Origin of the sequence: Dermabacter sp. HMSC06F07 (assembly GCF_001807345.1) — a bacterium.
Taxonomy (GTDB): Bacteria; Actinomycetota; Actinomycetes; order Actinomycetales; family Dermabacteraceae; genus Dermabacter; species Dermabacter hominis.
On sequence record NZ_KV788568.1, the window covers coordinates 1 to 18,714 of the forward strand.

At 62.8% G+C, this 18,714-nt stretch carries 17 protein-coding genes, 3 tRNA genes and 1 rRNA gene; all 21 read right to left on the minus strand.

Going from position 1 to position 18,714, the window contains the following annotated elements:
• Positions 1-72: 72 nt before the first annotated feature.
• The gene (locus HMPREF3157_RS00520) at positions 73-1,167 is read right to left on the minus strand and encodes a BMP family lipoprotein (protein ID WP_070435223.1); all 1,095 of its coding nucleotides are present in this window, start codon (positions 1,165-1,167) and stop codon (positions 73-75) included.
• A 129-nt stretch (positions 1,168-1,296) separates the two neighbouring features.
• The gene (locus tag HMPREF3157_RS00525; RefSeq protein ID WP_070435224.1) at positions 1,297-2,418 is read right to left on the minus strand and encodes a mannose-1-phosphate guanylyltransferase; all 1,122 of its coding nucleotides are present in this window, start codon (positions 2,416-2,418) and stop codon (positions 1,297-1,299) included.
• A 26-nt stretch (positions 2,419-2,444) separates the two neighbouring features.
• Positions 2,445-3,689, minus strand: a complete 1,245-nt coding sequence (locus HMPREF3157_RS00530) for a Dyp-type peroxidase (protein ID WP_070435225.1) — start codon at positions 3,687-3,689, stop codon at positions 2,445-2,447.
• Complete coding sequence (locus tag HMPREF3157_RS00535; protein WP_141740566.1) at positions 3,686-4,258, minus strand: copper chaperone PCu(A)C; 573 nt, start codon at positions 4,256-4,258, stop codon at positions 3,686-3,688. Before HMPREF3157_RS00535 ends, HMPREF3157_RS00530 begins: the two co-directional genes overlap by 4 nt.
• A gap of 48 nt (positions 4,259-4,306) precedes the next feature.
• Positions 4,307-5,149, minus strand: a complete 843-nt coding sequence (locus tag HMPREF3157_RS00540) for an exodeoxyribonuclease III (RefSeq protein ID WP_070435226.1) — start codon at positions 5,147-5,149, stop codon at positions 4,307-4,309.
• A 137-nt stretch (positions 5,150-5,286) separates the two neighbouring features.
• Positions 5,287-6,189 (minus strand): bifunctional methylenetetrahydrofolate dehydrogenase/methenyltetrahydrofolate cyclohydrolase, encoded by a 903-nt coding sequence (locus HMPREF3157_RS00545; RefSeq protein ID WP_016665057.1) that lies wholly within the window; start codon positions 6,187-6,189, stop codon positions 5,287-5,289.
• 29 nt (positions 6,190-6,218) lie between these two features.
• Positions 6,219-7,487: a serine hydroxymethyltransferase gene (gene glyA, locus HMPREF3157_RS00550; protein WP_016665058.1), complete on the minus strand. Its 1,269-nt coding sequence runs from the start codon at positions 7,485-7,487 to the stop codon at positions 6,219-6,221.
• 97 nt (positions 7,488-7,584) lie between these two features.
• Positions 7,585-8,703, minus strand: a complete 1,119-nt coding sequence (locus tag HMPREF3157_RS00555) for a UDP-N-acetylmuramate dehydrogenase (protein WP_016665059.1) — start codon at positions 8,701-8,703, stop codon at positions 7,585-7,587.
• Entirely contained in the window at positions 8,700-9,134 is a 435-nt protein-coding gene (locus tag HMPREF3157_RS00560) for a MaoC/PaaZ C-terminal domain-containing protein (RefSeq protein WP_016665060.1), read from the minus strand. The genes HMPREF3157_RS00555 and HMPREF3157_RS00560 overlap by 4 nt, the downstream gene beginning before the upstream one ends.
• A gap of 8 nt (positions 9,135-9,142) precedes the next feature.
• Positions 9,143-9,595, minus strand: coding sequence for an FAS1-like dehydratase domain-containing protein (locus tag HMPREF3157_RS00565; RefSeq protein ID WP_016665061.1), 453 nt, complete (start codon positions 9,593-9,595; stop codon positions 9,143-9,145).
• 199 nt (positions 9,596-9,794) lie between these two features.
• Positions 9,795-9,965: a 50S ribosomal protein L33 gene (gene rpmG, locus HMPREF3157_RS00570; RefSeq protein ID WP_016665062.1), complete on the minus strand. Its 171-nt coding sequence runs from the start codon at positions 9,963-9,965 to the stop codon at positions 9,795-9,797.
• A gap of 93 nt (positions 9,966-10,058) precedes the next feature.
• A tRNA-Met gene (locus HMPREF3157_RS00575) sits at positions 10,059-10,135 on the minus strand.
• A 57-nt stretch (positions 10,136-10,192) separates the two neighbouring features.
• A tRNA-Thr gene (locus HMPREF3157_RS00580) sits at positions 10,193-10,265 on the minus strand.
• Positions 10,266-10,360: 95 nt separating this feature from the next.
• Positions 10,361-10,442 (minus strand) — tRNA-Tyr (locus HMPREF3157_RS00585).
• A gap of 340 nt (positions 10,443-10,782) precedes the next feature.
• On the minus strand, positions 10,783-11,055 hold the full coding sequence (locus tag HMPREF3157_RS00590) for a hypothetical protein (protein ID WP_016665063.1): 273 nt from the start codon (positions 11,053-11,055) through the stop codon (positions 10,783-10,785).
• A gap of 35 nt (positions 11,056-11,090) precedes the next feature.
• A complete protein-coding gene (locus HMPREF3157_RS00595; RefSeq protein ID WP_016665064.1) occupies positions 11,091-11,354 on the minus strand; it encodes a hypothetical protein in 264 nt (87 codons plus the stop codon).
• A gap of 142 nt (positions 11,355-11,496) precedes the next feature.
• Complete coding sequence (locus HMPREF3157_RS00600) at positions 11,497-11,763, minus strand: hypothetical protein (protein WP_016665065.1); 267 nt, start codon at positions 11,761-11,763, stop codon at positions 11,497-11,499.
• A gap of 102 nt (positions 11,764-11,865) precedes the next feature.
• The gene (locus HMPREF3157_RS00605; protein ID WP_070435227.1) at positions 11,866-16,017 is read right to left on the minus strand and encodes an FtsK/SpoIIIE domain-containing protein; all 4,152 of its coding nucleotides are present in this window, start codon (positions 16,015-16,017) and stop codon (positions 11,866-11,868) included.
• A gap of 120 nt (positions 16,018-16,137) precedes the next feature.
• Positions 16,138-17,163 (minus strand): PP2C family protein-serine/threonine phosphatase, encoded by a 1,026-nt coding sequence (locus tag HMPREF3157_RS00610; protein ID WP_016665067.1) that lies wholly within the window; start codon positions 17,161-17,163, stop codon positions 16,138-16,140.
• Positions 17,164-17,274: 111 nt separating this feature from the next.
• Positions 17,275-18,279, minus strand: a complete 1,005-nt coding sequence (locus HMPREF3157_RS00615) for a polyprenyl synthetase family protein (protein WP_016665068.1) — start codon at positions 18,277-18,279, stop codon at positions 17,275-17,277.
• Between the two features lie 208 nt (positions 18,280-18,487).
• Positions 18,488-18,604, minus strand: a 5S ribosomal RNA gene (gene rrf / locus HMPREF3157_RS00620).
• Positions 18,605-18,714: the final 110 nt, after the last annotated feature.

Here is an 18,714-nt window from a genome sequence, read left to right on the forward strand (position 1 = left end):
CGGCCCCCTCCCGCGGGAGGGGGCCGCCAGTCTACTTATTGATGCTCGTCACAAGTGACTGAGTTCCGAGACTCAGTGCTTGGGCGAAGCGGGCGAGGTTACTTCGATCTCGCCACTGACGATCTGCTTCTGGAGGTCTTCGACTTCCTTCTTCAATTCTGCGGGGATCTTGCTATCGAACTCGTGGTAGGGAGCAAGACCGACGCCACCGTTTTCGAGGGTGCCCACGTACGGCTCGTTCGTGAACTTGCCTTCGGCAGCCTCCGTGCCGGTCGTCTCGACTGCGGCTGCAATCTCCTTCATCACCGAGGTGATGATGACGTCCTTCGCGTCGGGGTTGGTCTCCACGCCATCGGAGTCAACCCAGACAACCATGACGCCGTCCTTTTCCTTCGCGGCCGCGAGGGTGCCTGCACCGACGGGGCCCGCGACGGGCATGATGATGTCTGCGCCCTGGGAAATGAAGCCTTCGGTCAGGGCCTTGCCCTTGGTCTGGTCATCGAAGTCGCCCGTGAACGAGCCGTCCTGGCTGTCCTTGTTCCAGCCGAGGAGCTTGACGTTCGTGCCGTGCACTTCGTTGTACTTTTTGACGCCATCGGCAAAACCATCCATGAAGATCGTCACCGAGGGGATCTTCGCACCACCGTAGGTCGCAACGGTGCCGGTCTTGGTGGTACCAGCAGCCACGTAACCAGCGAGGTAGGCCGCCTGAGCGGTATCGAACGTGATCGGCTTGACGTTATCGACCTCGGTGGGGTTGCCGTCGGCATCCTGAGCGGTCGAGTCGATGATGGCGTAGTGGGTATCGGGGTTTGCTTCGGCTTCAGTCTTGATGGTCTGCGAGAAGAGGAAGCCAACGGCATAGATGAGGTTGCAATCGCCCTGCACCATGTTTTGCAGATTCGGCGAGAAGTCAGCTTCGCTCGACGACTCGGCGGTCTGAACCTTGTAGCCCTTGTCTTCTTTGAGAGTCGTGAGGCCGTTGAAACCTGACTCGTTGAACGACTTGTCGTCGAAACCACCCGAGTCGGACACCATACAGGCCTTGAAATCGCCGCCCTTTCCAGCACCCGAATCGGAGCCGGACTGTTCGGGCGGGGTGCCGCAGGCGGAGAGAACGAGGGCGCCGGCACCGAGCAGTGCGGCCGCGCGGGAAAGGGACTTCACGATTGCCTCCAACGTGAGGGGACCAGTTGAGGGTACGCCCGGCGAGTCCGAGCGTCCTCCTCCTAATGTAACGCTCCGTTAACCTGAATGCACTCCCAGACTCGGATCTGGGGAGCATCCGCCTGAAGCCTATAAAAGCCCCTCCAGACCTTCCGCTTCTAGCCGCTTCACGAGTGCCCCGACGTCTTGCGCTTTCGCCTCGTCCACGACTAGCAAAACGTCCCCTGCTTCGACGACGCTAATGCCATTGAGACCCACCAGGGCGATCGGCCGCTCGGAGTTCGAATACACGCGCGCCCGAGAATCGACACTCACAACCTTGGCAGTCCCCGCGACCCCCACTTCGCCGTCCGTTTCCTTTTCGCCGCGTGCCACTCGCGCGAGCGCCCGAAAGTCCCCGATGTCGTCCCATGCGAAGCTCGCGGGCACGACGGCGACCGCCCCGCGCGAAGCGAGCGGCTCCGCGAGCGCATGATCAATCGCGATCGGCTCGAGGCTCGCCCAGATCGCTTCGCCCTCCCCCGAAAGCTCTCCCCCGGTCCCCTCGAGCGCGAGAGCTCGTGCGGCGGAGCTAATCTCGGGATGGAGATCGTCGAGGGCTTCGAGCAGCACCCGCGCCCTCACGACAAACATCCCCGCATTCCACATGAAACGTCCGCTTCGCACGAACTCGGTAGCGGTCGCGGCATCCGGTTTTTCGACGAAACGGGCAACGTTTAAAGCTCCCGCGGAGCGCAGGGCAATCGCGTCCTCATCGGCCGCATCTGACGGGCAGGTCTCGATATACCCGAAAGCACTCGACGTCGACGTGGGTTCAATCCCGATGGTCGCGAGATAGCCGAGCTCCGCAGCGGCGATCGCGCTGTAGACACCCTTCCAGAAGTCTTCCTTCGGTGCGATCACGTGGTCGGCTGCGAAGGCGCCAATGATGGCACCAGGGTGCTCGCGTTCAGCAAGCGCGGCAGCCCACGCGATCGCTGGCATCGAGTTTTTTCCACTCGGCTCGGAAAGGATCTGGGCACCATCGCCAACCTGGGCGGCGACCGCCTCACGGTGCGCACGCCCCGTCACGATAATGGGTCGCGCCGAGGACAGGGGCGCGAGACGCTCGAGAGTATTGACAAGGAGACTCGCACCGTTGCCCTCAAGGTCGAGGAGAAACTTCGGGTGGCTCTGACGCGAAAGCGGCCAGAGCCTCGTGCCTGAGCCTCCAGCCGGAATGACGGGAATAAACGGGGAGGAGGTGGTCATAGGCCAAGGCTAACGGAGCCGGTGCGTCAACGCTGAAAGAGACTCTGCCCGACGAAGCCGCCCTCGCGGCAACCGGGAAGGACCACAAACACAGCCGACCCAATCGGCGTCGTCCATGTATTGAGCAAGTCACCATCGGAAAGCCGCTGTTGCATGGGGACGAACTGCTCGTCGACGTCGCGCTGATAGCTCACGAAAATAAGCCCGGTATTCGAGATCTCGCTCCCGGTGGGGGCATCGTCGTAGTTGAAGGGCCGTCGAAGAATCTGCTCATGCTCGTGGCGCGTACCGTCGTCCGCCAACCTCGCGCGCCGCATATGGGAGTATTCGCCAATCACGTGAAAACCGTGCTTATCTTTCGCGGCAAAATCGGCTTCGCCGTTTTCGCCTGGCCCACCGGCGAGCGGGGAGCCGTCGGACATCCGTCGCCCCACGGAAAACTCGCGAGCCACGCGGTCCGCACGGTCCCACTCGTCAACGTCCATCGCGATCCTGCGCACCACCATCGAACAGCCACCGGCGAACGGACCATCGTTGATCCATACGTGCGTGTCGAGACCGCTCCCCTCGGGGTTCACTGTCCCGTCGATCTGCCCAAACAGATTCCTTTGAGACCCCGTGGGGGCAGCGAACCGTGCATTCCTGAAACCCTTTTGCACCCAGGTGAGCGTGCAGAAAGCGCGCGAATCCTTGAGCAGCATCCGTTGAGCGTGGGCGAGCGCGATCGGGTCGTCCGATTGCAGGGCGATCAGCACGTCTCCGCCCGACCAACGATCCTCGAGCCTGTCAATCTCAAACGCCGGCAGCGGCCTCAGCCACGAGGGCGGCTCAACACCAGCGAGCGCAACCGCCTTCTCACCGAGCGCAAACATGACCCGGAGCCGTGCGGGCGCATCGGCGAGTTCGGGCTCCGTATCGGCGAGCGGGGCACGCCCCTGCGTCAGCCTCGCAGCATCGTCGCTTAAGAGCCTCAGCATTCGTTCGAGGCCGCTTCTATCCGTTTCCGGCCGAAGACCAAGGGCAATGAAGACCCCGTGCGCGAGTGGTGGCTCAGCGATACCCGCCTGGTGCAGGCCATAAAAGCTCTCGCGAGCCTCGCCCACGATGCGGCGCTTCTCGAGCTCCTCCTCGGTAGGGATTGGTGCCGTGCGCTCGGGATTCTCCTCCGCTGAGGCGTGGTACGCGCTCGCCCCCGCAGCTCCAAGACCGAGTCCAGCAGCTCCTACGAGACCCGCGGCGAGAAAAGCTCGCCGCTCACCATCGGTTTTCACTGGCCGTCATCACTGCCCATGTCGTCATAGTTTTCCTCGGCGCCCGCGAAGTCCTTGACGATTGCGGTGAAGTTCACGTCGTCCATACCCTCGATTTCGAGGGTGAGCGCGATGCTCTCGCCAGCGGCAAGGGGCTTCGTCAGCCCCATGAGCATGATGTGGGGGCCACCGGGTTCGAGCATGAAGCTCTCGCCGGCCTTGAGCGTGAATCCGCCCTCGGCTTCGCGCATCGTGCTCTTACCGTTTTCTGTCACAACCTCGTGGAGCATGCACATGTCCGCCGCATCGCATCGCGCGCCTGTGACCTGCACGCTCTCCTTTGCACCGCCCGCATAGGTGAGGGACGCGAAGACTGCCGTCATGTCCGTGTCAGCGGGGTCTGCTGCCTTCGCCCATGCGTCGGTCACCTTCACGCTGCCATCGTGAGCATCCGTGGCCTCCGACGGTTGCTGCGTTTTCGATGGGGCGTCCTTCTCGGGCAGTGCCGAGCATCCGGCGAGGGCAACCATGCCGAGACTCGCGAGCCCTACAAAACCACGGCGATTGATACTCCACCGAGTGTTCACCACTGTCACATCGCTTTCTGCCAGTGCCCCCAGCCTTCGCCGGGGGCACGCCTATCTTTTTCTGCTCGAAATATACTCGTAAGTCACGACGAGTGGGGCGTGATCACTCCAGCGCGTGTCGTAGCTCGCAGCCCTGTCGACGCGTGCGGACACAGCCCGCGTGGCGAGTTCCTTCGAGGCCAGGTGGTAGTCGATCCTCCAGCCCGAATCGTTATCGAAGGCTTTCCCGCGCTGCGACCACCACGTGTACGGCCCGGGCACATCGCCAGCGAGCGCGCGGTGCACATCAACCCATTCCCCCGCCTCAAGCAGGCGATCGATGTAGGCGCGCTCTTCGGGAAGGAAACCCGCGCTCTTGAGGTTGCCCTTCCAGTTCTTAATGTCGAGGTTCGTGTGCGCGATATTGAGGTCTCCCGTGAGGAGCACGTGGCGCCCGCTCGCACGCAGTTCCGCCAGGCGCGACCAGGCGCCCTCGAGCATCTCGTACTTATCGACCATCGTTTGCGGCTTGTCGACGTTGCCCGAGTGCATGTACATGGAAATCACGGTTAGGTCCATGCCGTCGCCAAGTGCGTCCTCGACGTCGAGTTCGAGCCAGCGGCCGGTATGCGAATCCGCCTCGAGGTTGGGAAGCAAGCGTCGGACCTCTCCCACGTTCGCTCCTTCGAGCCCCTCGCGCACCGCAATCGCAACCCCCGCGCGGCCCTTGAGCATCGAGGCGTGTGCGGCCGACCGCCACCCCTGTCCCACGAGTCCCTCGACGAGGTCCTCGGGAGCACGCACCTCCTGGAAGGTGACGACGTCTGCGCCGCACGAGTCAAGCCACTCCCCCATACCTTTGCGAGCCGCCGCCCGCATGCCGTTGACGTTAACCGTCGCCACCGTGAAAGTCACACTTACTCCTTCATTCATCCACGGGCGCGCTCGCGCCCGATTTAACGGGGAGGAACCCGCCCCACGAAGGACGGGTCCCTGCCGTCAGTCACCCCCACGATCGTTCTACACAGTGAACGTGCAAGGCAACTCGGGTATCAGCGCTTAGCCTTTTCGGCTTCCCACGCGCGCTCGGCCGACTCGACAACGTTCTGCATGAGCAGCGCGCGAGTCATGGGTCCGACACCACCCGGGTTCGGGCTGATCCAGGCGACTTTCTCCTTAGCAGCGGGCTCGACATCGCCCTTGATCTTCTGCTTGCCCGTTTCCGGATCCGGTTCGCGCGTCACACCGACGTCGAGCACGACAGCATCGTCGCGAAGGTCGGCTGCCTTCACGAGATGCGGCACACCAGCAGCGGCGATCACGATGTCGGCCTGCTTGAGGAGCTCCGGGAGGTTCTTAGTGCCAGTGTGCGTGAGGGTGACGGTCGCATTATGCTCGCGACGCGTGAGGAGGGACGCGATGGGGCGCCCCACCGTCACGCCACGGCCTACGACGACAACGTGCTTGCCGTTGAAATCGATACCGTGACGCTTCGCGAGTTCGATCGCGGCGCGCGGCGTGCACGGAAGCGGGGTGGTGATGGGCTTGTTGACGTTCAGCACAAGTCGGCCGAGGTTCACGGGGTGAAGACCATCGGCATCCTTTTGCGGGTCGATGTACTCGAGAACCGCGTCGGTATCGATGTGCTTCGGCAAGGGAAGCTGCACGATGTAGCCCGTGCAGGCCGGGTCGGCATTGAGCTCATCGAGGACTGCGAAGAGTTCCTCCTGAGTCGTCTCCTCGGGCAGATCCTTGCGAATCGAATTGATGCCGATGGCCTCGGAATCGCGGTGCTTACCGGCAACGTAGATCTCCGAGGCCGGATCCGCGCCTACGAGCACGGTCGCAAGGCCCGGGCGAACCGCGCCTTCAGCAACGATCTTTTCCACGCGTTCGCGCAGTTCTTCCTTAATGGTCTTCGCCGTGGCCTTGCCGTCAAGAATTTGTGCAGTCATAGCGTCCTTACTCCTTGCGTCGTGAGTTCTCAGTATTGGGTGAGGTCGGCGTACAGGGGTGTGTTTTCCACGAGCGTACGAACGCGCCCTCGAAGCTGCTCGACATCCCCCTTGCCGGTAAGTGCGGTCGCGATGATGTCAGCGACCTCCGTGAATTCGCTCGCACCGAAACCACGCGTCGCAAGCGCCGGCGTACCAATGCGAAGACCCGACGTCACGCGCGGCGGACGCGGATCATTCGGAACCGCGTTGCGGTTCACGGTGATGCCGATCTCGTGAAGGAGATCCTCGGCCTGTTGCCCGTCGATCTCAGACTTGCGGAGGTCAACGAGTACGAGGTGAACGTCGGTGCCTCCTGAGAGGAGCTCGATGCCGGCCTCTTTCGCGTCAGCCTGACCGAGGCGCTCAGCGAGAATCTGCGCGCCCTCGAGCGTGCGCTTCTGGCGTTCCTTGAACTCGTCGGTCGCCGCGAGCTTCAGAGCGACCGCCTTCGCAGCGATCACGTGCATGAGCGGGCCGCCCTGCTGGCCAGGGAACACCGCCGAGTCAACCTTCTTCGCGAAATCCTGCTTGGCGAGAAGAAGGCCCGAGCGGGGACCCGCGAGAGTCTTGTGAACGGTCGTCGAAACGACATCGGCAAACGGCACCGGGCTCGGGTGGAGACCTGCGGCCACAAGACCCGAGAAGTGCGCCATATCGACCCACAGCTTCGCACCAACTTCATCGGCGATCGAGCGGAATGCTTCAAAGTCGAGCTGGCGCGGGTACGCCGACCACCCGGCAACGATCACGTTCGGGTGCGCCTCGAGCGCTTGCGCGCGCACACGATCCATGTCGATGCGGCCGGTCTCGGGATCGACCTCGTAGGCCGCGATGTTGTAGAGCTTGCCCGAAAAGTTGATCTTCATGCCGTGGGTGAGGTGCCCGCCGTGCGCGAGGGAAAGCCCCATGAGGGTGTCGCCAGCACTTGCGAGAGCATGCATCACAGCCGCGTTGGCGGACGCGCCCGAATGGGGCTGCACGTTCGCGTGATCAGCACCGAAAAGGGACTTCGCACGCTCAATTGCCAGGTTTTCCGCGACGTCCACGAACTCGCAGCCACCGTAGTAGCGCTTACCCGGGTAGCCCTCGGCGTATTTGTTCGTGAGAACCGACCCCTGGGCCTGAAGAACCGCCCGCGGAACAAAGTTCTCGCTCGCGATCATTTCAAGGGTGGTTTGCTGGCGATGCAGTTCCTGATCGAGAACCTTGGCGATCTCCGGGTCGACCGTGGCAATCGAATCGCTATGCGTGCTCATATGCGCTCCTTCGCGTACTAAGACTTATGTCCTGCTCGAGTGTAATCACTTAGTGAGCCAGGCAACAGCGCCAGATGAGCAAGCGTCGGCTCCGCGCCTACGCACCTATCCGAACATTCAGACGCACCGGCTCAGGCTCGAGCCACACCCCGAATCGATCGTGGACCACGGAGCGTACATGGTTCGCAAGCTGCGCGATGTCTTCGCTCGTTGCCTCACCGCGGTTAGTGAGAGCCAGCGAGTGTTTGGTCGACAGTGCCGCACCGCGCCTATCCGGTGTGAGCGTGAATCCCCTTTCGAGGTTCGAATGACTGATGAGCCATGCGGCACTCGTCTTAATTCCGCCCTCAGCCTCGTAACGGGGCGCTGCCTCAGGCAGCCGCGCAGCCTCCTCGTGCGTGAGGATCGGGTTCGTGAAGAAGCTTCCCGCGCTCCACGTATCGTGATCGCCCTCATCAAGGACCATACCCTTGCGCGCACGGATGTCGAGGACGGCCTCGCGGACCTCACGCATCGGCGCGCGCTGCCCCGGCTCGATGCCGAGTCGCTCGGCAAGCTGCGCGTACCTCACGGGAGCCGAGAGGGAGCCGAGGTGGTGCTGGAAGGTTACCGAGAGCACCACGTAACGGCCGGTCGCGCCGCCACCGGGCATCCGCGTACGTTTGAAGATCGAGTCTCGGTACGCGAACTGGCAGTCGGCAGCAAAGAACGTCCGAATCGTATTCTCGAGCCGATCCCACGTGCGTACACGAGTGATGACAGAGGACACTTCCTGCCCGTACGCGCCGACGTTTTGCACGGGAGTGGCACCCACCGTTCCCGGAATGCCTGAAAGCGCTTCGATCCCAATCATCTCGCGCTCGACCGCGTACGCAACCGCGGCATCCCACGTGGTCCCAGCGAAGTATTCGACGCTCGCACCGCCGCAGGCAGGCGCAAGCGGAGTGCGGTCTTCGACCCGCGCCTCGCCTGTTGTCGACACCTCACAGGTCGCATCGATACACGTCGGGCGATCCTCACCGACCGCGCGTACAACGGTTCCCTCGAAGGGGGCGTTCGACGCGACGAGATTCGAACCACCGCCCAGGACGAGCAGTTCCTCGCCCGCCGCATCGGCGTCGCGCACGGCAGCGATCAGTTCCTCTTCGGTGCGTGCCTCGACGTAGTGCTTGATCTCGCCACCGATGCGAAGAGTCGTGAGGTCCGAAAGCTTCACGCGAGCCTCACCACCGCGCGGCACTTCGTCAGCACTTTGTGCCCGTCAACACTCGCCGTGATGTCAATGCGCGCGGTGCCCTCTTCAGGGGTCAGGAGTCCGACGGCTGCCTCAATATCAATGTCGACGCCACCGAGCGCAGGCACCTCGATCGGGCGCGTAAAGCGCGTCTCGTACGACACGAGTCGGCCCGGATCGCCGAGCCAGTCGAGAACGGGGGCAATCACGGTGCCCATCGTGAGCATGCCGTGTGCGATAACGGAGGGAAGCCCTACCTCGCGTGCGAACGCATCGTTGTAATGGATCGGGTTAAAGTCGCCAGAAGCACCCGCATAGCGCACGAGGCTGTCGCGCGTGAAACGTCGCGTCTCGCGTGCAACGACATCGCCCTTTGCGAGGGTTTCGAGCGTGGGAGTGGTGGGAATGGTCATGATGCCGGTTAGCCTTCCTCGCCTCGAACAACGAGCGACGAACGGACGCTCGCGACATGCGCGCCTGCCTCATCGGTAAAGTCCACACGAGTCGTCACCATCGCGTGCGGCCCAACCTGCTTGAGAGCTTCGACGGTGAGGCTGGGAGTGAGTTCGTCGCCTGCCACAATCGCGCGACTGAGGGCGAAGGACTCCTCGGAGTGGACGACGCGCGAAAAGTCGATTCCGGCTTCCGGGTCGTTGATGTAGCGTGCCTCTTCTGCCTGGGCGAGCGTCACGAGGAATGTGGGCGGCGCGATAATCGCCTCGTAACCCGCGGCGCGTGCAGCATCCTCACTCACCGTGAGGGGATGCGTGTTACCGGTAGCGGCGGCAAACTCGCGGATCTTCGTTTCCGACACTCGCACGCACGGGCCACTGTCGTACACGCGGCCCGCGAAGTCAGGATTCGGCGATGCCATTGGTTCTCACCCTTCGATCGGTTGTGCGGCCCTCTAACGGCACGCATAGGTTCTCATCGTATCCGGTCGCTCAGCGCGGCCCGTGGTGGTGCGCCCCGGACCGTACTGCACAGCAAAAAGCCACCCTCGTGAGCGGCTCAGCGGAGGGGTTCCGGAGAGCACACCCGGGGTGGCTTTTTGATGAGTATGTGCGTATGGATCAGCGGGTTTCGCGGTGAACCGTGCTGCTGGCGCACGTCGAGCAGTACTTCTTGAGCTCGAGGCGGTCAGGGGTGTTGCGACGGTTCTTCTTGGTGATGTAGTTGCGGTTCTTGCAATCTACGCACGCCAAGGTGATCTTAGGACGCACGTCAGAGCTTTTTGCTGCCATGACTCGCCTCTTTCCGTTTCGCGCGCATCTTGCATACGCGGGTCCTATCGCCTGCGTCATGCAGGCACGTCAACACGCCAGGGAAACCTGGAGTGGTACCGAGGGCGGGGATCGAACCCGCGACCTCACGATTATGAGTCGTGCGCTCTGACCGTCTGAGCTACCCCGGCTCGATCGGAACTGCGGCCCGACACCGATGCTTCGGTGCCGGGCCGCCATCCGATCAGAGCCCTGAAAGGGAATCGAACCCTTGACCTTCTCCTTACCATGGAGATGCTCTGCCGACTGAGCTATCAGGGCAACGCGTGAAAACTTACCGTGTTTTGCCACTCTAGGCAATTTGGGAAAGTCCCCGGTGCGGCGGATCACAGCCACTTTCGTGGAGGTGATCTGCGTGGCAGGTGAGGGATTCGAACCCCCGAAGGCTGAGCCGTCTGATTTACAGTCAGATCCCTTTGGCCGCTAGGGTAACCTGCCTTGCTCGCCGAATACGCCACCTCTCGAGGTTTCATATCGCGAAGCGAACCTGATCAATACTAGCGATCCTTTACGCTTTCGTCCACGCAGATTGGCTGCTGGGAGCCGTGTTCCCTCTCACAGGATGTGCACGCGGCCAAGCCGGACCTTTCCGTGGGTGGGCGCCGCAGCCGTTTGAACCGCGGCGCCCACCATTCTTTCCCCTTCTCTTCCCCCCCTCGTCCTCGCGTGCGTCTCCTCTGTCCCATGGTGCACCGCTCTTTCGCTAAGCGTGCACCTCCCCCCTTCTTCCCTCGTGCACAGGGCGTGAAACCAAAGAGAACCGGTGAGGCTGCGTACGCTAGCTTGCAGCCGAGGCCTGCATCTGCTCGGCCGCCTCTTGCTTGACCTGCTCACCGTGCGTGCGAAGGTTCGTCAGTAGCGCTTCGATGCTCGTCGCAAGGGCCTCGAAGTTCGCGACGAACGCGTCGCGATCCTCTCCTACCCACTGGGCGGCTTGGACGCTTTCACGTGCGGTGTTCAGAGCAGTCGTGGTTGCCGTTGCGAGCGAGACGAGGCCCTCGCCCGTGGAGACGCCCTGTTCGGGCGACATACCGATAAATGTCGTGTTCATGTTTCCCCCTTGAGTCGTGTGTAGAAGCGTGTGTGCTACCCGGCGCTCGAGGCCGCGCGCTGTTCGGCTACCTGCCCGCGCGCGTTCTCGGCCAAGAGCCCGAGCCTCGCGGCATTGTCGTCACCCGCGTGGGCAAGAGTGCCCAGCTGCGCCAGGAAGTTTTCACGGTCCTCCCCGGCCCACTCGAGTGACTGGACCATGTTCACCGCGTTACTTCCCGTGTCACGGAGCGAAACGGCAAGCGACTCGAGCTCACCCGCCATGGTCTCAACGCTCCCGGGATCCATTCCCTTCATCATGGTGTTTTCCCTTCTCATGTCATCTACGACGGTCGATTTCCGACACCTTCACGCTACGGCCTCAGCGCCCACGAACATTCTGTGGAGCGAGAGCGGCTGGCTCCGATGTGGATAACGGACCGAGCTTTTCGACGCTCGTTGGCTAGCGCACCGCGCTCGAGGCACGACGTTGCTCTGCCGCCTGCTCTACCAGTGCAAGGGCGAGTTGTCTGAGCATGTCGCTCACGGTCAAGAGGTGAGCAGACACCTCATGGCCGTGATTGGCGAAAGTCTCGGCATCGGGGCCTTTCCAGGAGAGGGCACCGATGAGGGTATGAAGCTCCTGCCCCGCATGCCTCCAACTTTCTGCGTTGAACCGTAAGAGTTCGCTGAGCCGCTCGACTGCGGCCGGATCCATTCCTTCACCCATGAGGTGTGCTCCTTCGTGGTGGTGTGTGGTGGTCTCAAGTCATTGATGGGTGCTGTTGTCGTGTCATGCAGTGTGTTCGCCTCCGCTAAGCGGAGTCGCGATTTATGCCGCGCAGCTGCGTGCCACGAGCGAGGGGACGATAAGTCGGCACTCGTGCCCCTCGACAAGCCAGGCGACGTCCGGGGTGCTCGCCCACCTCGTGCGAGGCAGAGTGCGACCGAACACGGTAAACACATCAGTTTCGCTCGCTCCGAGAACAATGCCGCAGCCCGACTGCGCGAGTGTCGGCCCCACGGATCCGAGCCTTGAAAATGAGCCTCCCTCGAGCCCGCCATAGATACATGCACCAGCACCGAGTGCCCCGCGGATAGCGGAACCCAGCTCGGGGCCACCGCCGTCGGATTCGAGAGCTTTGATGTCCTCGAGGAGAACGAATGCCGCAGCTCCCATGCCCTTCGCCCGCTCGAGTAGGTATCGCGGATGCTCGGCATCGCTCGAGGCACGAGCAGGGACACGTAGGACTTCACGATCGTGGGCGAGGTGCGCAAGCGACTCGAGCAGCGCGAGGCGCTCATGAGCCGCGCCTCCCAACACGAGCCCTCCGGGCATAAGCGGGAGCGAAACCGGTGTTCCGTCAGTATGGGAGAAACCTACAAACCCGCGACGCGGATCGCGCACGAGCTCTCGAGCCTCGCGCACGTCAAGCAACCGTCGGGAGAGTGTAAAGGCCTCGAGGCATGCATTCCGGTCACGCTCCTCGCGCGCGCACGGTTCATCAAAGAGCGCAACGTGAGCCTCGAGGCCACCGATACTAGCCCGGCCAACGGGTGCCGCATCGGTGAGCCTGACGGCCGGCCCACACAGGGCATAGTCCTCGGGCCGCGAGAGTCGATGAATAATTCTCTCGGTGCACGATGTTTCGAGGCTCCGCGGAAGTTCGCTGGGGCCCGTGGCCCCGATAACCAGAGTGAGCTTGCGTGCGCGCGCCGTGCGGGCAAGGGCGCCGAGAAGCGAGAGCATATCCTCGCGATCGCTCGGATGGGCCTCGTGGCATAGGTCCGCGAAAGAGTCGATCACGAGCATCGACGCTCGAGAAAGAGTCTCAGTACGAGCAAGGTGACGGAGCATTCTTAGGACCGAGGCGGTGTCGTCTCCCCTCACATATGCGACGGCGTGAGACTCGTCGATGAGCACGTTGAGGCCTCTGCTTGCCGAATCGATGACGAACACTCGAGGCCTGTCCTCTACCGTGCGGGTCGAGCGCACGATGCTCACGATGCTCGTACTCCGCCCAGTTCCGGAGGCACCGTAGACGCCATACACGGATCCGGGCTCTCCCACTCGCGCGACCGCGCGGCGTTGGCGAGCCGGATCATCAAGGAGTGCGAAAGGCGCTGGGAGCCCCCATTCTTTCGCGAGCCCCTCGCCCGCGTAGTTTTCCTCGAGCGGCGGCAACCACGGGGAGCGTACCCTGGCACCAGTCCGTGACCATTCGCCGATCGCCTCATCCACGATGAGGCGCGCCTCCGTCCGCTCTCGCGTGTGTCCCCGCGTCGGCGTGGCCGTCGACCGTTTCGGCTCAGCATCCCAATCGCGAGGCACGCCCTCGATGTTCATAGCCGTAACAGGAGTGACCGCGAGCCTCGAGGACCGGTCGCTTTCTCCGCGCGAGCCAGAGTACGCCATCTGCACCTCGCGCTGAAGGCCCGCTCCCACCGCGCTCACGACGGCTCGGCCCGGGGTGTCGAGGGAAATCTGAGCGGCTGCCTTTGACCCGATGACGTCGATTGAATCGGCGGCGTCGCTCAATCGAAGGGCGATGCGCAGGCTTACATTCGCTCGAAGTCGTTCGCTTACAATTCCTGCGGGGCGTTGCGTCGCGAGAATGAGGTGGATCCCGAGTGAGCGGCCTCGCTGAGCTATGTCGATGAGTTCGTCAAGAAACTCCGGGTAGTTGTCGCGCAGCGCGGCAAACTCATCGACAACGATCACGAACGCGGGCAAGTCAGTGCCGCCGCTTTCGGCGTACTCGTCGCTGTCCTTCGCTCCGATGCGGGCCAACAGCTCTTCCCGGTAGCGAAGCTCCGCCTTTAGCGACGTGAGTGCACGTGTCACGAGGCCGGGGCTGAGGTCCGTGACAAGCCCAGTGCAGTGCGGCAACCGCGCACACTCCCCGAGTGCAGCCCCTCCCTTGTAGTCCACGAACAGGAAGGTGAGCCGTCGCGGCGAATACCGAAGAGCGAGACCCAGAACCCATGACTGCAAGAACTCCGATTTCCCCGATCCCGTTGTGCCCGCCACAAGCGCGTGTGGACCCCACGTGCGCAGTGGGATGGTGAGGGGGCCTGTCTCGCCGTACCCCACGAGAGCATCGAGGGTGAGGGTTTGCGCTTGATCGCTCACGTGCCATGCTCGGGCGATACGGTCACGGATGTGACGACGTTCGGTGCCGTTCACTTCGAGGAGCGACACGCTCGCGGGGATCGCTTCACTACTGCCCTCCCTTGTACGGGCATCAACCAAGGGTGCCAGGCGGCGCGCCCACGGGAGAATCGCCTGCTCTCCCACCCCCTCGAGAGACTCGAGAGTCACAGGGGCAGTACCCCCTCGATGCCACAGCACTGCACCGCAAGCCAGTGTTTCGACTAAAGCCGCGCACACGCCCGGCACGTGCGAGCTGTCCCCCGACGTTACGATCAGCCGAGGCCCAATCTCGCCATGCGCCTCCCACGCCTCCGCGAGGATTGCGAGCGACGTAAGCTGCGCCGTGGTCGGTTCAAACGCGACAATGACGACATTTGCTTCTGTTATGTCCTCCACTGCGCCCGGCATGCGCCGCGCGGCCCACTCCGCAACACTTTCGTCGGTTTCGAGGACAAGCACGCCTCCTGCGCCGGCTCGCCGAACGTGGGGAAGCCAGGCGAGATTTCGTGCGCTCGCGTTAGCGGCGGGAGAACTGACGAGGGCGAGGCGAACGTCGGAAGGGGAATGCCGCCCGCCCAGTTGTACGGCAAGAGCACGCGCAAGCGACATGCGCCCTTCACCTGTGATGCCAAGCCCGCGAATCTCACGCAGGGAGATGGTCACTGGCGCGATGACGGTTGAGCCTTGCTCCCGGAGAATATCCAGCTCACCCCTCAGAGCACGAGGCCCTTCCGCCCCAGCCTCCCCTTTGAAGCTCACCGAGCTCGAGATGCGGCCAGTGCCGAGTCGAAGCACCATAAAATCGCTGTGCTCGTCGCGAAGCGCCCACAGATCTCCAGTTTTCGGCGAGTCCCACTGGAGGATGGCCCTTGCCGACGGGAGCATCGCCTCGAGGCGCGCTTTCTCCGTTTCGTGCACACCGTGCACCTCGGCTCGGGCCTCATCAAGTGCTGCGTCAAACTCGCGAACAGCACCCACCCATTCCCTACGCACGCGGGCGCGCTGGGACCAGTAGTGCGCGAGCGCCATCGCTGGCATCGCAATCGCAAAAATGATGACAAATGTGCTCCGTGTGAGCGCGTACATGACGCCAGCGAGCATGAGCGGTAAGAACAAGCTCACAAACGGAACTGGCGGTGACGAACCGCGACGCGGCACACGCGGCAACGCGATCTCCACTTCCGCTTGCGTGAGCTCAATTCGAGAGGGCGGAAGATATGCGCGCGCGGGCGCATCGTCGACTACGACCTCCGCGCCAGGCCTGTGGCGAGCCCTGACACGCCACGGCCCCACCTGGGCATAGGAACCAGGCGCGAGACGAATCGACCCTGCCTCCCCTTCCCCCTCGCGAGCTATCACTGCCCCTTGAGCAGGGTGGATCCACACGTCGATGCCCGCCTCAATATACGCATGCGTACTCGAGACTCCCCCGCCCTCAAGGGTGAGCCGGCAGGTCGAGGATGACCCCAGCGACGACAGCCCCACATCGAGAGCACACACGCGCTCCACTCCCTCGCTTTCGACCACGAGTTCCCACGACGAGGGCACCGACCGCCGAAGCTCAGGGCGGGCACCCGGGGTGCGCACAAGCTCAAGGCTCATGCCGGATACCAACCCAGACGTATGAAGCGAGACCTCACTGGCGAAGAGCGTGCCCGGTACCCCTTGTGTACTCCCTCGCGCAATGCGCAGGGCATACCCATCGCCCTCAAGGCCGAAATGATGCCGCAGGCGCTCGGTAAGTTCCCCCGTGCTCACGGTGGCATCTGCGGCGATCTCCAGCACAACGGGAGGCTGTGAGGAAGCGCTAACCTCGACTATCAGCGTCACGGGCCCGCCTCCTTTCCACCACCGTTACCTCCTCAAGAATCGCGAAGATTCGGGATACGCCAAACCCCGCCTTTCACGATTGTGAAAAGCGGGGTTGTGTGCGGCACAAGGCGAGGTGCGTCAGGCGCCCTCGGGGTGCTCCTGTTCAGCCTCGAACGATCCGACGGCTTCTGCGCCGTCACCGCGATCGCTTTGGTCACCGGTGTCAGGCTCGCCCTCCAGCTGCGCAGTCGCAGCGTCGTCGAGCGCATCTTCGTCAGTGATCACGGGCAGTTCAAGCCGGTCGACGGTCGTGAAAATATGCTCCCCGTACACTCCCGCATCATCGGGTTCAACGGCACTCACAACGACCGCCGTCGCATTGTCACGCCCGCCATGGGCAACGGCCGTCTCCACGATGCGCTGGGCTACGAAATCCGCTTCCGAGGTCTCCTGAAGCATCGTGTGAAGCTCGCCGTCGCTGACCTCTCCGGTCACGCCGTCACTACACACGAGGAAGCGGTCCCCAAGGCGAACGGGAATGAGCCAAAAATCAGGTCGCGTATCGGGGCCGGCGCCGAGCGCACGCGTGATCATATTTCGATAGGGGTGGACGCGGGCCTGGTCAAGCGTAATCTCGCCGCGGTCCACGAGTTCTTGCACAACTGAATGGTCGACGCTGATCTGCGAGAATTCACCGTCGCGCAGCATGTAGACGCGGGAATCGCCGAGGTTCATCACGAGCCAGTGAGGCTCGGATTCGTGAAGCGTAAGTGCAACCATCGCCACGGTCGTGCCTGCACTACGCCCCGAGTCATCGTCGAGGCTTGCAATGCGCTCATAGGAGCGGACCATGGCGTCGGCGACGTCCTCGAGCTCTACGTAGTCTCCACCGGCGAGCGAGGCGAACTCATCCGCGACGATTCCGCTCGCGACTTCGCCGGCATTGTGGCCGCCCATACCGTCGGCGACGAGAAAAATCGGGTCGTAGGAAATAAACGAATCCTCGTTGATGGACCGCACGAGACCAACGTCGGTTGCGCCTGTCGAGGCCACACCGAAATCTCCCCCGTGCCGTTCGGCACGCAATGAAAGGTCTGCATTCACGAGTTGGTTCACATCACCTTGGTCGAGCACGGCGTGAAGACCGAAACGCTGTGAGCGCATTCGACCGTACAGCCGCGATAAGGAGGCGCCGCGGGGACTCAGCACGCGCGGTACCTGGAGCGTACTCAAGCATACGCGAGAAGCGATGAACGGTGCAGGCGCACACGCCCCTTAGGCACGACGCCTCACGAGAGACACGGTAAATGCAGTGAGCGCATCCCTCGCCGCGCCTGCGGGAAGTGCTTCGACAAGAGCGAGAGCGCGATCAGCGTAGCTTTCAGCAAGCTTCTCGGTTTCGTCGACGACACGGTGTTTGGCCAGATGGCTGACGACCTCGGCGAGGCGTTCATCGCTCGAGAGATCACCGTCGAGCGAGGCAAGCAACTGTGCTGACGCCGTGTCGTCGGGGTGCTCGGAAACATGGGAGCGCAAGAGGAGGGTGGGCATCGTGGGCACGCCCTCTCGCAAATCAGTACCAGGGGTCTTGCCGGACTGCTCGGGCGTTGCGCGGATATCGATCACGTCGTCAGCAAGTTGGAAGGCCACGCCAACAGCCTCGCCGTATTCACGCATGGTCTCCACCACCTGCGCAGGCGCCCCGGAGATCATCGCTCCGAGAACACCGGCGGTCGCGATGAGCGAACCTGTCTTGTTCGAGAGCACGTCGATGTAATGAGCAAACGGATCGTCACGCTCGGTGGGACCCACCGTCTCGTTGAGCTGCCCCAAACACAGGCGCTCGAAGGTCTGCGCGTGGACGGCGACGATTTCCGAGCCGAGGCCCGCGCTTATTGCACTCGCGCGCGCTAGGAGAAAATCCCCTGTGAGGATGGCGATGTTGTTGCCCCACACGCGATGAGCAGCTTTCGTACCGCGACGGGTTTCTGCGCCATCCATGACATCATCGTGATAGAGCGTCGCGAGATGGGTGAGCTCGACGAGCGCACCGGCGTCAACAAGTTGAGGAGCCGATAGATCGCCGAAGGCAGCAGCGAGCATGACAAGCACCGGACGCACACGCTTGCCGCCGGCTTCGAGCAGGTACGGAGCGGTGGCCCGCATCATGGGGTCCGACGTAGAGACGGCAGCGCGCAGCTTATCTTCGACAGCCTCGAGCCTGCTCTGGATCGCTTCCGCAAGGGAAGGGTCGATGTCATCCATCGTGAAGCTCGCCATCACTGTCCTTTACCTGACGGGCCCGTTCCCTGCGAACGAACTACAGACGTTAACTCTATCGGGATTTGAAGCTGCGTGCAGCGCGAGAGTCACCTGCGACGCGCACGGATGGGGAGGGTCACGCTGGTGCAGGAGCCAGCGGGGATTTCCGACGGTTTCCGAATAGAAAAAGAGCCCCGGTCCTACGACCGGGGCTCTCGATGAATAATTTCGGCGGCGTCCTACTCTCCCACACCCTCCCGAGTGCAGTACCATCGGCGCAGTTAGGCTTAGCTACCGGGTTCGGAATGGAACCGGGCGTTTCCCCAACGCTATGACCACCGAAAACTTTCGGCGATGCTGCTCGAGGCAGCGTCTCTATGAATTTTTATAGCGCTTTCGTTCTTCGTCGAACGAAGCCAGCTGAAGAATAGTTCGGCGGTGTCCTACTCTCCC

What these genes read in the sequence shown, in the direction of transcription:
- HMPREF3157_RS00525 (WP_070435224.1), bottom strand. Translation starts at nt 2,418, where the DNA reads ATGACCACCTCCTCCCCGTTTATTCCCGTCATTCCGGCTGGAGGCTCA.
- HMPREF3157_RS00545 (WP_016665057.1), bottom strand. Translation starts at nt 6,189, where the DNA reads ATGACTGCACAAATTCTTGACGGCAAGGCCACGGCGAAGACCATTAAG.
- glyA (WP_016665058.1), bottom strand. Translation starts at nt 7,487, where the DNA reads ATGAGCACGCATAGCGATTCGATTGCCACGGTCGACCCGGAGATCGCC.
- HMPREF3157_RS00560 (WP_016665060.1), bottom strand. Translation starts at nt 9,134, where the DNA reads ATGACCATTCCCACCACTCCCACGCTCGAAACCCTCGCAAAGGGCGAT.
- HMPREF3157_RS00565 (WP_016665061.1), bottom strand. Translation starts at nt 9,595, where the DNA reads ATGGCATCGCCGAATCCTGACTTCGCGGGCCGCGTGTACGACAGTGGC.
- rpmG (WP_016665062.1), bottom strand. Translation starts at nt 9,965, where the DNA reads ATGGCAGCAAAAAGCTCTGACGTGCGTCCTAAGATCACCTTGGCGTGC.
- HMPREF3157_RS00590 (WP_016665063.1), bottom strand. Translation starts at nt 11,055, where the DNA reads ATGAACACGACATTTATCGGTATGTCGCCCGAACAGGGCGTCTCCACG.
- HMPREF3157_RS00595 (WP_016665064.1), bottom strand. Translation starts at nt 11,354, where the DNA reads ATGATGAAGGGAATGGATCCCGGGAGCGTTGAGACCATGGCGGGTGAG.
- HMPREF3157_RS00600 (WP_016665065.1), bottom strand. Translation starts at nt 11,763, where the DNA reads ATGGGTGAAGGAATGGATCCGGCCGCAGTCGAGCGGCTCAGCGAACTC.
- HMPREF3157_RS00610 (WP_016665067.1), bottom strand. Translation starts at nt 17,163, where the DNA reads ATGCGCTCACAGCGTTTCGGTCTTCACGCCGTGCTCGACCAAGGTGAT.
- HMPREF3157_RS00615 (WP_016665068.1), bottom strand. Translation starts at nt 18,279, where the DNA reads ATGGCGAGCTTCACGATGGATGACATCGACCCTTCCCTTGCGGAAGCG.